Raw genomic sequence first — 13,504 nt, forward strand, 5'->3', positions numbered from 1 at the left:
GACTTCCATTCACTCTTTCAAAGAAGAGTGATGTTTTTGAAAATCCACCAGACCCATTTCGCATCAGGCTCTTGCGCACCTGTTGTGCTATGTATTCTGTTTACCATTGTAGCCAGCCGGGAAAAGAAATAGATTGCTAAATAAGATGTAAATTTCATGTAAATAGAAATTAAGTTTCACATATCTGTAAATAGTGTGTTTTAATTTCTCATTTAACGAAAATGACAAAATATCCTGAAAATCAGGGTAAAGCCGGGAGATGAATATGGATGTATATGACCGAAGTATCTTGCGACATTTGCAACAAGATGGACGCATGAGCAATTTAAGCCTGGCCGAACGCATACATCTGTCGGCACCGCAGACCCTGCGCAGGGTCAGGACGCTGGAGGAGAAGGGCGTGATACGCGCCTATGTGGCGCAGGTTGCGCCTGAGGCACTGGGTCTGGGTGTCATGGCATTTGTGAACCTGTCTCTGGACAGGGAACAGTTTCGCAATGTGCGCGAGGTAGAGCGGCAGTTGAAGGCTTTTCCTGAAATCATAGAATGCCACACCATCTCAGGTGACTTTGATTACATTCTCAAGGTCGTTGCCAGCGATTTGAAAAGCCTGTCACAGTTTCTGACCGATACCCTGATGCAGGTACCGGGCGTAGCCTCATTACGCTCGATGATCTGCATGGAAGAAATCAAGCCTGTCAGCGGGCTGCCGATAGACTGATGAATTTGAACTTGCTTATCTTTGCTTGCGCAGATTGCGGTAACGTTCTGCCCTGCTGGCGATAGTGGAAATCAGTTTTTCCGGGTCTATGGGTTTGCCCAGGAAATCATCTGCCCCGGTTTCTATTGCCGTCATTTGTTTTTGTACTTCAGTGGATAAAAAGACGATGGGGATATCGATATAGCGATTGTTTTGCCGGATGATCTGCGCCATCTCCAATCCATTGCATACCGGCATGTTTAAGTCCGTCAGTACCAGTTCAGGCTTGAATTTTTTCAGTGAGTCCAGAATGTCACTGGGGTCGTTGATGGCTTTCACATGCATGCCAGCGCTGCTGAGTATGGCATCATAATAGGTGGCCAGCATTTCATCGTCATCAACCACCAGTATGCGGTAAGCCAGTACTTCATTCCTGGCGATTTTTTCATCTATCTTGGCGCTTAATGCCTCCACGTCAAGAGGCTTGAGAAAGTAACCCGCTGCGCCTTCCCTGACAGCCGCCAAGCGCTGTGTAAAATCGTCCATCTCTGAAATATAAATGATGGGGAAGTTGCTGATGACGCGGTTAGCAATTTTCTTGCGGGTCGCCATTCCGGCAGGACTATCCACATCCATGACCAGAGCCTGCGGCATCCTGACCATGATGGCGGATTGCAACTCATCCGCCTCGGTAAAGCAAAGCACCTCATGCTGATATAGTTCCAGTGTTGCTGCCAGTTGCTGCCCTGCATTAATGTCAGGAACGTATAGATATACCAGGCTGCGGTAGTCTGTATGGTTCAGCTCTTCAAAACTTGCTTCTTCGCTGATTTTTTCAGCCTCGGGGAGGTCATTGTTCATGATGTTGGCGACTTAAATTCCGGTGAATGAAGCAATTGTCATTTGGCTGGCACGAGCCCGGCGAGGATATTCATAAGCGGGCAATATCGCCCCATAAATGGCGCATGGTAAATTTGACTGACACCTGGTCGCGATGCAAAACTTCGCGTATTGCCATCAGGGGTTTTGCCGTATCACGGCGCAATGGTATTGACAGTGGTGTGCCACGTGGCCCCAGCAATGCATGCACATAAGGTGTCGTCGTGGTCTCGCCTTTGCCTGTCACCACGGCAGTTTCACCACTCTCCAGCCTGACGAAAGTGCCTATCGGGTAGGTACCCAGCTCCTTGATGAATACAGTGACCAGCATCGGGTCTATCTTGGATTTGCCTTCCACCAGGATGTCGCGCAATGCCGCATTTGGAAGCATGGACTTGCGATAGCTGCGTGCACATACGCGGGCGCAGTAGCGGTCAGCGAGTGAAATAATCTTGGCGTTTTGCGGGATATCTGCACCTGTTTTACCAGCAGGGTAACCTGTGCCATCCTCACTCTCATGATGATGCAAGACCCAGGACAGCCAGTCTTCATCATTCACCCCGGCGGCACGCAGCATGGCGACCCCGGCTTCTGGATGCTGTGAAATCAATTCCTGTTCTGACGCATTCAGGGTTTCGCTTTTTTCTTGCAGCTTTTCCTGCTGCCTCAGCATGGCCACATTCATGGTCAGCGCAGCGGCTGCCAGCAAGAGCATTTCATCGGCAGATTTTTTGAGTGTACGGGCAATCAGCAGTGATACCACGGCAGTATCGACAGAATGTCTGGGCCCATAGTTATCATCCTGATTCAGCAAAATACAACCCAGCGCTACATCAGGTGCCATGAAGACGGCTGCGCCCATTTTTTTGGTCAGGGAGATAAGCTGGGTTTGTACATCGGCTTCGGTATTGAGGTTGTAAACCAGTCTGCGCAATTCTGTACGTACTGCATTGATGGTGCGCACAACAGAAGGGGTTTCACTGGCTTTCTCTGCCGCTTTGCCATCGCGCAGGCCGCCCTCGGACTTGCCGGTATCTGCGAAAAGGCCGCGTTCCACCAGAGCCGATACCTGCCCGGCTTGGGTGACAATAAAGCCCTTGCGCAACAGCAGGCTACCATCGTTACCATACACATCCCATGGCAAGGCCTGGCCTATGACGATGTCTGACATCCCTATGCGTCTGGTTGACATGCACACCTCGGACGGTGAATGATGCTCGGAATTAAGCTTGCTGATGTAAGCGATCAACCTAATTATGCTAGCAGAAATCCTTGGTGCTACTTGTTATTAAATGTCAACAATGGATGATACTGTTGCTACGCTGCACTTGTGCGCTGCACAGTTTATTTTGAGCATCCAAAGGGCCGTTAATAGTGCAGTGCTGACCTGTTTATACCGTGCGTTTCGCACCCGCCAGGGCACATCCAAAAAATACAAAGGTGGCAGCACCTATTTTATTCATGTAGGAACCGCCTTTTTCTGATGTCAGCCAGGTTTTGGCGCGACCGGCAAAAATCGCATAGCTGCTATGAATGATGACGATCAGTCCGCTATAAGTCATGACCAGCACGGCAAACTGCACACCATAACTCATGGCCGGGTCTATAAACTGCGGGAATACAGACAGGAAAAAGAATATCGCCTTGGGGTTGGTCATCTGCAAAGACAGACCTTCCAGAAAGCGTTTCTTGAAACTCGCTTCATGGGTATCGCCTTCAGTGAAACGAAAGGCTGGTGAACGCCAGAGCTTGACGCCGAGGAAAATCAGGTATCCAGCTCCCAGCAACTTGAGTACGGTAAATGCGGTAGCCGATGCGGCCAGCACGACACCGACGCTGGTGGCAGAAATTGCCGCAACAATCAGTGCGCCAAAAGCGATACCCAGGATGCCACCAAAAGTGCCGCGCATGCCATAGCGTAAGGCATTTGTCAGTGTCATGACTACACCAGGACCAGGGCTGAACACGGTGGCTGCTGCCATCAGCAGGAATAATGGATACAGTTTCATTGCGGCCCTCCCTCGTTAAGTCATAGCATAAATTGTACTCCTGAATATTTATGCGAAAGGAATACAGATTTGATCAACGATGGAGTAACAGATGGGCACTCTGCCCCTTTGTTTAAGGTGAAATTTATCGAAAAGACAATTCCCCATGTGTTGGATAAGGGTGGGTAAGTGACCTGCAATTACATTCAGCGCAAGGTCCTCTGCCCACCCTTGATACGACCAGGCTTAGTTCACGCTAACAAAGACTGGATTTGAATAGAACCACAGACTGGCGTAGTTACGGTCATTGATCTGGTTGTGGCGCGTCGGGTTGTCAGTGGTCGTGATTTTGGCATCGGCCAATGGCTCACCATTTTCTGTCATGTCTGCGACGTTGATGCCGAGGTTGGTGCCACGCAGGCGCAGGTATTGATTTTTCTGCACAAGCATCTGGTACTTGATGACGTTGTAACCCTCAGCATCTGTTTTCCAGTCGGCGCTGGTGAAACGTTTCAAAACTTTGGTGCTAGGATTGCTTGCCACATTGTAAGCACTGGAATCCGGTGCCGCCTTGCTGCCAACATCACCCACAATCAGATCCACATGATCCACCTTCGGTGCCTTGTTGCCGGATACGCCACTACCTGCCGGAAATTCATAGTTATTCCTGGCCGGGCTCTTGAAACGTATGGTGACTTCAACCGTGCTGCCGTTTGCTACCTTCAGCTCTTGCCCCATGTTTTTGACATCGTTTGCATTGCTGACATTGCTGACCGTGAATTCCATGGCATTGATGAGATCACCAAAGACACTGAACATTCTTCCCGACTGCAGACTCTTGATCAATTCATTGACGCCCGCTTTCTTGTCGTTCATCCACACATAGTTTTTCGCATATTCGCCAGGGAAGTAACCACTGCTATTGCCTGCATCATCGATTTTGAAATGTGAATCAGAATCAGCGATATTCCAGATACGGCGGCCTTCACCAAGCAAGGCGTCCCAGACACCACCAACCTGGGCCACGATGGCGTCAACGCCACCATAAACCCGATTTGGCTTGTTGGCATCGACATAACTTGAGGTATATCCGCCGCGATCTGGTTCCATCTGGTTGCCTACCATGCCTTCAATCGAGAACATGATGTTGGGTGCCATGTCATTCATCGTGCGGAATTCAGCAATAGTGTATTTGCCGGGATTGCGCGAAGGATGGTTGATGGTGATAAAACTGGTATCGGGATAATTTTTCTTCAACCACGAAATGGCCTGCAAGGCATCTGCTGCTGTGCTGTTGAAGCGCTGCGGATATTTTGCTTTCCATTTGCTGACATCCGCCGTGTCAAATTTGCTGTCTTCCAATGTGGTAAACAGGTATTGGAATTCCTTGGACGCAGATGGGGATGACACAAATTTACCATCTACTACATCAAAAATGCTGACGCCTAAATGATCGTGAGTGGGCATATCCCATTCGAAACCTGAGAAAATGGTTTTGTCTGCATAGCGACCAGATGCCTGCAAGGCTTTGATCCTGGGGATTTCATAGGATTCCATGCCATACGCAAATGGTACCGGGTTTGTCAGAGGGGCACCGTTATTGTCATATTTTGAGGAGCGTAGGTGGTTCGTAATAGCCGTCCAGTCCAACCCATAGCTGGTAAATGCTTTATCTAGCACCATATCCAATGTTTGTGTTGTGCGGGCGTCGTCGGACTGTATGGTATGTACATGCAAGTCACCGGTTGTCCATCCAGCAGATGAAGTGGCAGGCAGGTCAGGTTTTTGTGCTTGGGCGGTACTGTCAGACGAGCTACCGCAGCCATGCAGCAAAATGACCGTGGATGGAATAACAAAAGAAATAACAATCAAACTCAAATAGCGGGGACGCATTGGAAATCCTTTTCTCTGGAGCGTATAAATTTATATATGGCAAATTAAATATATTTGTCGTATATGAGAGAATTGTAGGAATTGACTGTGACGCTGTAATTACAATCGATTTCATCAATGAGAAACCATCGCAATATGTAGAATGAGTTTTGGGATATACGCACATGATCGGCGCGTCATGAACGAAAAAACGAGTTATGCCCGTAATGGAGCTGAGCATTTAATTCGTACAGAACACTTGAGCCCGCAAGACTTTACGCGGTTCTCAATGAAAAACGAGTCGCGTGTTCAGGTGAAAACCGTCAACAACGACTCGTCAAAGGCCAGGTTTAATGTGCCTTGGCGAAGCGCAGGGCAAATTTCTTGAAATTGCGATAGCTGGCTCCCAGGTCTTGTAAGGCATCAATAGACTCAGCCATGGACGCACCTTGCTCGCTGAAATTGCTCTTGAATTCTTCAAATGCGGCTTCCAGCACAGCAGCCAGTTGGTGGTTGTACATACGTCCAAAATTCAGATGACGTCTTTTTATGCGCATTTTCATGGTGTTTCCTTTCAGTTGAAGGGCGGATTATAGAGTAATCCTTGTGAGCCCGGTATTTACTGCATTCCAATAGCCGTCGCCATTGTTTTTCTGTCCAAAAGAAAAATGGTGAATAGGCAAGCTATTTAATTCTTTGCTTTTCGAGCTTACGCGCCAGAGTGCGTCTGTGCATACCTAGCCTGCGCGCAGTTTCTGATATATTGAAGTCGGTTTCGGCCAGTACTTCGTGGATTCTTTCCCACTCCAGGTTCTTGATGGAAGTCGAGCGATTCGTGATCTCTACATCTGCCGTGCCAGCGATATGTCCGAAGGCTGCTTCAATATCATCAGTGTTGGACGGTTTGGATAGATATTGGCAAGCCCCTAGTTTGACCGCTTCCACCGCAGTCGCAATGCTGGCAAATCCTGTGAGCACGACGATCAGCATGTCAGGATTGTGCTGGTGCAAAAGCTGCACGCAGGCCAGGCCGGATGAATGCCCATTCAATTTCAGATCAACCACAGCATAAGCGGGCGTATGATCTGATAATAATTTTTCAGCATCTTCCTTGCTGCTCGCGTGCAGGACGGTATAGCCGCGCCGCTCAAACGAGCGGCCCAGTGTACGGGCAAAAGCAGTATCGTCCTCAATAATGAGTAGCAGACGATTTTCTGGCATAGTGAAACAATTCCTGAAGTTAAAGCTGTATTTCAATGAGGTGGAGCAGAGCGGCTATGCAAACTATTCCAGCTCTTGTGACATTGTAAAGTCTTTATTAATTTTCTTACCGGGACAAATCTGCTTGATCAGCGCTTCCTAAAGCATGATCGCCGACAGTGGCAGACTTAATTGTACGATGGCACCGCCATCTCCGCGGTTCGATGCCGTGAATTGACCACCCAGTTTGCGTGCTACATTGACGACAAAGAATAATCCCAGTCCGCTGCCGGGGCGGCCCTTGGTCGATTGATACGGCTCTCCTATGCGTGACAAAATCGCCGGATCAAAACCAGGCCCGCGGTCAACGACTGTCAATATCAAGTCATCGCCCTGACGTCTGGCTTCCATGCTCAGCCAGTCTGGCGAAGCTTCCAGGGCATTATCAAGTACATTGCAGACCATCTGCTTCAAGGCAGTATCAAAGACGATGGGAATATCATCCTGAATCTGGTTATCGAAACCAAAAGAGACGATAGTACGGGTCGAGGTAAATTCCGTGGTCAGATCATTCAGGAAGCTGTTGATGGTGGTTTTGACTGCCGATTCGCCACGGGCTTCTCCGGCGGACAGCAAGATGCCACTGACTATGCTTTTACAGCGCTGCAACTGGGTTTCCATTTCGCTGATCTCGTCCAGCAACTCGGGGTTTTTCCTGAACTCAGGCATGCGCCGCCAGTCACCGAGGATGACAGACAGCGTTGCCAGTGGTGTACCCAGTTCATGCGCTGCACCCGAAGCCAGCAGGCCCATGCGCACGATATGATCTTCTTCCACGGCGCGCTGGTGCAGGTCTGCCAGTTGTACATCCCGTGCATGCAGGTTGCGGCCTATGCGGGTGATAAAGAAAACCAGCAGGGCCGCATTGAGCATGAAGCAAATAATATAGCCAGCAACATACAGGCGCGATAGCCCGCCGTTTTCACCAGGCGGCAGAGATAAGGGTTCAGAAAACAGCGATAGTCCGGCCAGGCAGGCACTGGTGATGACGACGATAATCCAGGTGGACCAGGCTTCCAGCAAAACCGCACTTAAAATCACTTGCAACAGATACAGAAAAGCAAAGGGATTCGATGTGCCGCCACCGAAATACAGCTGTGCCGTCAGGCTGAATACATCGATCAGCAAGGCAAAAACAAGTTCGCCATTGGTCACATACACACGCTCGTGCCAGCGTAAATGGCTGGCAATATTAAAGCCTATCAGGCAGATCAGCACGGCCAGCATTTTAACCAGAGGCAATTGTATGCCAAAGCCAAACATGACGATCAATATGGTCGATAACTGACCAAACACGGCAAGCCAGCGCAACTGTATAAGCTGCAACATGTTCTTGTGGCCTGCCGAGTTTTCGTAGGCTATTGCAATAGCAGACTGGTTTTCTGGTGTTTTTGTTGCTGTTTTTGCCACTATGCCTTGCCCGATACTATGAGGAAGTATTTTTCTTATCATGCTTGCCATGTCCCGTTATTGTGCTTTTTAGTGCATGCTAACAGATCATGGGCGGTATATTAAATTTGCAATTCCAGCCTGGTTATGCGGTATTCCCTGTCTTGGCGGCGTCGGTATTTTTTCTGTCCCGCATGACATATGACCAGGCTGCTGCCGTCATGGCTGCCAGCAAGAACCAGACGACGGCATAAATCAAATGGTTATTGTGGAAATGAATCACGGTCAGCCCCGCGACAGGGGCGTTGGCTGAGGCTTCATTTTGCTGAGCATTGGGCTTGCTGCTGGCCTGGTTTGCATCGGCGTCGATAAAGAAAGGGGCTGGACTGGTCAAACCGGTTGCTACCGCAATGGCGTTCACATCGCGCGAATACCAGCGCTTGCCAGCGGGATCGTTTTTCCTTAAAAAGCCGCCACCCGGCTCAGTCATGCGCAACAGGCCGGTGACCTGTATGGTGCCAGCAGCAGTTGTGATGAGGCGATCTTTCTCTGAAAATGTCCGGTAAGACGCAGCCATTTTTTCCGGGATAAAACCACGGTTGATCAGTATCGTAGCGCCATCTGCTGTCGCCAGCGGCGTCATGACCCAAAAGCCACCTCCCAATTCTGTCGTGGCTTGCGCCAGTATGGTTTTCTCATACAGAAAAACGCCACTGACCTGCACATGGCGGTACTCGTCCGCACTGGCATTAATGTGTGGCCATAGTGAAAAACCGGGAATGGGGACTGGCTCTGCGTGTACGCGCTGTTCAACCCGCTCTATCAAATCGAGCTTCCATTGAAGGCGCAGTACCTGCCATGTACCCAGCGAAATGAAGCCTGCAAAGATGACTGCCATGCAGGCCGTGAAGCTCAGTCTGAATAAGCGGGAGTGACGGGGAGATGAGGGAGGCTGACCTGTCTTTGGTGTCAGGTCAGCCACTTTCCCGGCAACTCCTTGTTCCTGCTTTTTCATTGCATGGATGGCATGGACTTCATATTGTCCGCAGCAGGTTTGGACATGGGGGCGGCATTGATCGATTGCGGTTTTGTTTCTGTTTCATGCATCATGCCGGGCATCATATTGTGATTCAGGTGATACATGACCCATAGCGATCCGCTCATCATGATAAATACCAGCATGCCGGTAAACAGCAGGGCCAGCATGGTCCAGCCACCTTCAGATTTGCTGTTCATGTGCAGGAAATACACCATGTGCACGACGATCTGTATCGCGGCAAATACCAGCAGGACTATGCCTGTGGTGCTCGATTTGTTCATGACTTTGCCCATGACCAGCCAGAAGGGTATCGCAGTCAAAATCACTGCCAGAATAAATCCTGTTGCATAGTCTTTCAGACTGCCATGACTGGCGTGCGTGTGCTCATGATGATCATCGTGATGATCGTGGCCATGCGCCGTGTGTTCTTGGTGTGCACTCATGGCAAGACTCCCATCAAATAAACAAAGGTAAATACACCGATCCAGATCACGTCCAGGAAATGCCAGAACATCGATAGGCACATCAGTCTCCTGCCGTTCTCAGGCGTGAGGCCATGGCGGCCTATCTGGAACATCAGGGTAATCAGCCAGATAATACCGAAAGTCACGTGCAGGCCGTGCGTGCCTACCAGTGCAAAGAAGGAGGTCAGAAAGCCACTGCGTTGTGGGCCCGCACCTTCGTGTATCAGGTGGGCAAATTCATACAGTTCCAGACTGATAAAACCTGCTCCCAGCAAACCGGTAATAGCCAGCCAGATCAAGGTAGCTTTCACACGCTTGCGCTGCATTTCCAGCATGGCAAAGCCATACGTGATAGAGGACAGCAACAGCAGGGAGGTATTCACGGCTACCAGCGGCAGGTCAAACAATTCTGCACCGGTAGGACCACCTGCATAGTTGCGGCCCAATACCGCGTAGGTAGCAAACAGACAGGCGAAGATCAGGCAATCGCTCATCAGGTAAAGCCAGAAGCCGAGCAGGGTGCCGTTTTCCGGATGGTGTTCCTTGACATAGAAATCGCTGCTGGCAAAAGTGCGAGCCTGCGAAGTTGCACTGGTATTCAAGTTCGTGCCCTCGTTAGGGATAGTTGCAGTATTAGACATGGGCGGCACCTGCCAGACGGCTGCGTTCTTCTTCTGTGCGGATAACATCAGCAACAGGGATGTAGTAATCGCGCTTGTAATTAAAGGTGTGAACGATGATGGCAGCCATCATGGCGACAAAACCCAGCACCGCTGGCAACCACATCTGCCAGATCAGGGCGAAGCCACAGGCTGCGCTCAGCAAGGCGATGATGAAGCCGGCACCAGTATTCTTGGGCATATGGATAGGTACAAAGCCGTCTGTTGGCCTTTGGTATTGCTTGCTCTTCATATCAGCCCAGGCATCGTTGTCATACACTTTTGGTGTAAACGCAAAGTTGTAGTCTGCCGGTGGAGAAGAGGTAGACCATTCCAGCGTACGGCCACCCCATGGGTCACCAGTGAAGTCACGCAGTGATGCACGATTCTTGAAGCTGACATACAACTGTATGATGAAGGAAGCAATACCCAGTGCAATCAGGACGGCACCGAAAGCGGCGATCTGGAACCAGATTTGCAGTGATGGGTCTTCAAAATGGCTCAGGCGACGGGTCACACCCATCAGGCCCAGTACATACAAAGGCATGAAGGCGAAATAGAAACCGATAGTCCAGAACCAGAAGCAGCATTTGCCCCAGAAATCATCAAGCTTGTAACCAAAAGCCTTGGGGAACCAGTAGTTGATACCAGCAAACATGCCGAACAGAACGCCACCGATAATCACGTTATGGAAGTGAGCAATCAGGAACAGACTGTTGTGCAGGACAAAGTCAGCAGGCGGGACCGCCAGCAAGACACCTGTCATGCCACCAATAACGAAAGTGATCATGAAGCCTATAGTCCACAGCATTGGCAATTCAAAACGGATACGGCCACGGTACATCGTGAACAACCAGTTGAATATCTTCGCCCCGGTAGGGATAGAGATAATCATGGTCGTGATACCGAAGAAGGAATTGACACTCGCTCCCGATCCCATCGTGAAGAAGTGATGCAGCCATACCAGGTAAGACAAAATCGTGATTACCACGGTCGCATACACCATTGAGGTATAACCAAACAAACGCTTGCTACAGAAGGTAGAGACGATTTCAGAGAACACACCAAACGCAGGCAGGACCAGGATATAAACCTCAGGGTGACCCCAGATCCAGATCAGGTTCACATACATCATGGAGTTGCCACCCAGATCATTGGTGAAGAAGTTTGTGCCAAACATACGATCTAGTGACAGCATGCCCAATACTGCAGTCAGTACAGGGAAAGCCGCAACGATGAGTACGTTGGTGCACAGCGCAGTCCAGGTAAACACTGGCATCTTCATCATCGTCATGCCAGGCGCGCGCATTTTGATGATGGTGGCGATCAGGTTGATACCTGAGAGTAAAGTACCTACACCGGCAATCTGCAGTGACCAGATATAGTAATCCACACCCACGTCCGGGCTGGACATGATGCCGGACAGCGGTGGGTAAGCGAGCCAGCCAGTGCGGGCGAATTCACCAACGAACAGGGACACCATCACCAGGCCACCGCCAAATGCGGTCATCCAGAAACTGAAATTGTTCAGGAAAGGGAAGGCAACGTCGCGTGCACCGATTTGCAGTGGTACCACATAGTTCATCAAGCCTGTGACCAGAGGCATGGCCACGAAGAAAATCATGATCACGCCATGCGCGGTAAAAATCTGGTCGTAGTGATGCGGTGGCAGGAATCCTGCCGTATCACCAAAGGCAATTGCCTGTTGCAAGCGCATCATGAGAGCGTCAGCAAAGCCGCGCAGCAACATGACAATGGCAAAAATCACATACATGATGCCTATCTTTTTATGGTCGATACTGGTGAACCAGTCGCGCCACAACATGCCCCACAGGCGGAAGTAGGTCAGCGCCCCAAGCAGCGCAATGCCACCAAGTGCGACACCTGCGAAGGTTGCCAGCAAAATAGGTTCGTGAAAGGGAATCGCATCCCAGGAGAGACGGCCCAGGATGAGCTTGGTCAAGTCAATATGATCTTGCATCATTTACTTCCAATGATAAGAGGGAGCACTTCAGGGAACGCTTTGGAGGACGCTTCTGGGGATGCTTTACAAATGTCAGCGTCCAGATAAGCCAACAAGCGTGCTGTGCGGGCGGCGTTATCCTGTTCCAGGCGCTGCGTGAACAAATTGCTGAAATCCATTTTCGCGTCAGATGCGGCATAGGCTCTGGCATTTGCCTTTGCGTCGCTCATCATCATCTTGTCCATGCAGACTTCACCTGTGGCAACGCAGCGATTCAAAATGGCATGATACAAATCCGCATCAACACTGGCGTAATGACGCACCGGCTCGCGCTCACTCGGTTTTTCCAGCTTCAGATAAGTCGCGCGGTCCAGCGTCTGCGTCTTGGCTTTGGCCGCCTGCACCCACTGTTCAAAATTCTGCGTACTCATGCCATGAAACTTGAAGCGCATGTCAGAGAAACCTGCTCCGCTATAGTTGGCTGAAAAGCCATCGAATTCACCCGGCTTGTTAATCACTGCATTGAGCGTCGTCTGCATGCCTGGCATGGCGTAGATTTGACCAGCCAGTGCAGGGATGAAGAAGGAATTCATGACATTCGATGCGGTAATCTTGAAGCGCACAGGCACATCTACTGGTGCAGCCAACTCATTGACCGTGGCAATGCCAAGGTCAGGGTAAATAAACAGCCATTTCCAATCCAGAGCCACAACTTCAACGTTGAGTACCTTGGCGTCAGCAGGAAGAGGGCGGTTTTCGTCCAGGCGTGACAGCTTGCGGTAAGGGTCCAGCGTATGCGTGCTGATCCAGGTGATCATGCCCAGGGCGATGATGATCAGCAGCGGCGCACCCCAGATCACGAGTTCAAGCTGGGTGGAATGATCCCAGTCGGGTTCATACTTTGCTGAGGTGTTATTTTTTCTGTAACGCCAGGCAAATAGTATGGTCAAAAAGATCACCGGTACGATGATCAGTAACATCAAAAGGGTGGATACCCATATCAGATGGCTTTGCTGAGCGGCGATATCACCTGAGGGATTCATTACCACCGTGTTGCAACCCGCCAACAAAATTGCAGAAAAAACAGCAAATCCGCGTCGTGCAAATGAGGGAATCATATTGAGATAGGTCAATGATTATAGAAATTTGTGCTAATGTACCTTTACAAAAAGGCCTTGGCGATTGGACGTTTTGTCCTAGTTTTCAAATAAGCATCAGAAATGAAGATCGCACAGGAGCCAGACTATAAATTTTGAGACAATTTGAGGGACCATCATGGCCAGCATCAGCA

13 protein-coding genes are annotated in these 13,504 nt (G+C 50.0%); 1 reads left to right on the plus strand and 12 read right to left on the minus strand.

The features are described from left to right. Nucleotides 1-265 precede the first annotated feature (265 nt). Nucleotides 266-721, plus strand: coding sequence for an Lrp/AsnC family transcriptional regulator (locus UNDKW_RS04925; RefSeq protein WP_162057814.1), 456 nt, complete (start codon nucleotides 266-268; stop codon nucleotides 719-721). A 15-nt stretch (nucleotides 722-736) separates the two neighbouring features. Here UNDKW_RS04925 and UNDKW_RS04930 read toward each other — a convergent pair whose 3' ends face one another. The 12 genes from UNDKW_RS04930 to cyoA form a co-directional block, all read right to left on the minus strand. Next, nucleotides 737-1,561 carry a response regulator gene (locus UNDKW_RS04930; protein ID WP_162057815.1) on the minus strand — a complete coding sequence of 275 codons (825 nt, stop codon included), beginning with the start codon at nucleotides 1,559-1,561 and terminating at the stop codon, nucleotides 737-739. 70 nt (nucleotides 1,562-1,631) lie between these two features. Further along, nucleotides 1,632-2,771: an HD-GYP domain-containing protein gene (locus UNDKW_RS04935; RefSeq protein ID WP_232063237.1), complete on the minus strand. Its 1,140-nt coding sequence runs from the start codon at nucleotides 2,769-2,771 to the stop codon at nucleotides 1,632-1,634. Between the two features lie 199 nt (nucleotides 2,772-2,970). Further along, nucleotides 2,971-3,588, minus strand: a complete 618-nt coding sequence (locus tag UNDKW_RS04940; RefSeq protein ID WP_162057816.1) for a LysE family translocator — start codon at nucleotides 3,586-3,588, stop codon at nucleotides 2,971-2,973. Nucleotides 3,589-3,813: 225 nt separating this feature from the next. After that, nucleotides 3,814-5,460: an S-layer protein gene (locus tag UNDKW_RS04945; RefSeq protein WP_197893095.1), complete on the minus strand. Its 1,647-nt coding sequence runs from the start codon at nucleotides 5,458-5,460 to the stop codon at nucleotides 3,814-3,816. 329 nt (nucleotides 5,461-5,789) lie between these two features. Beyond that, nucleotides 5,790-6,002 (minus strand): hypothetical protein, encoded by a 213-nt coding sequence (locus UNDKW_RS04950; protein ID WP_162040024.1) that lies wholly within the window; start codon nucleotides 6,000-6,002, stop codon nucleotides 5,790-5,792. Nucleotides 6,003-6,123: 121 nt separating this feature from the next. After that, the gene (locus UNDKW_RS04955) at nucleotides 6,124-6,660 is read right to left on the minus strand and encodes a response regulator transcription factor (protein ID WP_162040025.1); all 537 of its coding nucleotides are present in this window, start codon (nucleotides 6,658-6,660) and stop codon (nucleotides 6,124-6,126) included. 138 nt (nucleotides 6,661-6,798) lie between these two features. Next, entirely contained in the window at nucleotides 6,799-8,151 is a 1,353-nt protein-coding gene (locus tag UNDKW_RS04960; RefSeq protein ID WP_162057817.1) for an ATP-binding protein, read from the minus strand. An 82-nt stretch (nucleotides 8,152-8,233) separates the two neighbouring features. Next, nucleotides 8,234-9,103 (minus strand): SURF1 family protein, encoded by an 870-nt coding sequence (locus UNDKW_RS04965; RefSeq protein WP_232063238.1) that lies wholly within the window; start codon nucleotides 9,101-9,103, stop codon nucleotides 8,234-8,236. Next, nucleotides 9,100-9,570: a cytochrome o ubiquinol oxidase subunit IV gene (gene cyoD / locus UNDKW_RS04970; protein ID WP_162057818.1), complete on the minus strand. Its 471-nt coding sequence runs from the start codon at nucleotides 9,568-9,570 to the stop codon at nucleotides 9,100-9,102. Before cyoD ends, UNDKW_RS04965 begins: the two co-directional genes overlap by 4 nt. Then, nucleotides 9,567-10,232, minus strand: coding sequence for a cytochrome o ubiquinol oxidase subunit III (gene cyoC / locus UNDKW_RS04975; protein WP_232063239.1), 666 nt, complete (start codon nucleotides 10,230-10,232; stop codon nucleotides 9,567-9,569). The genes cyoD and cyoC overlap by 4 nt, the downstream gene beginning before the upstream one ends. Then, nucleotides 10,225-12,231: a cytochrome o ubiquinol oxidase subunit I gene (gene cyoB, locus UNDKW_RS04980; RefSeq protein WP_162057819.1), complete on the minus strand. Its 2,007-nt coding sequence runs from the start codon at nucleotides 12,229-12,231 to the stop codon at nucleotides 10,225-10,227. Before cyoB ends, cyoC begins: the two co-directional genes overlap by 8 nt. Then, nucleotides 12,231-13,331: a ubiquinol oxidase subunit II gene (cyoA, locus tag UNDKW_RS04985; protein ID WP_174247567.1), complete on the minus strand. Its 1,101-nt coding sequence runs from the start codon at nucleotides 13,329-13,331 to the stop codon at nucleotides 12,231-12,233. The genes cyoB and cyoA overlap by 1 nt, the downstream gene beginning before the upstream one ends. Between the last annotated feature and the right edge of the window lie 173 nt (nucleotides 13,332-13,504).

This window comes from Undibacterium sp. KW1, from assembly GCF_009937955.1.
GTDB lineage: Bacteria > Pseudomonadota > Gammaproteobacteria > Burkholderiales > Burkholderiaceae_D > Undibacterium.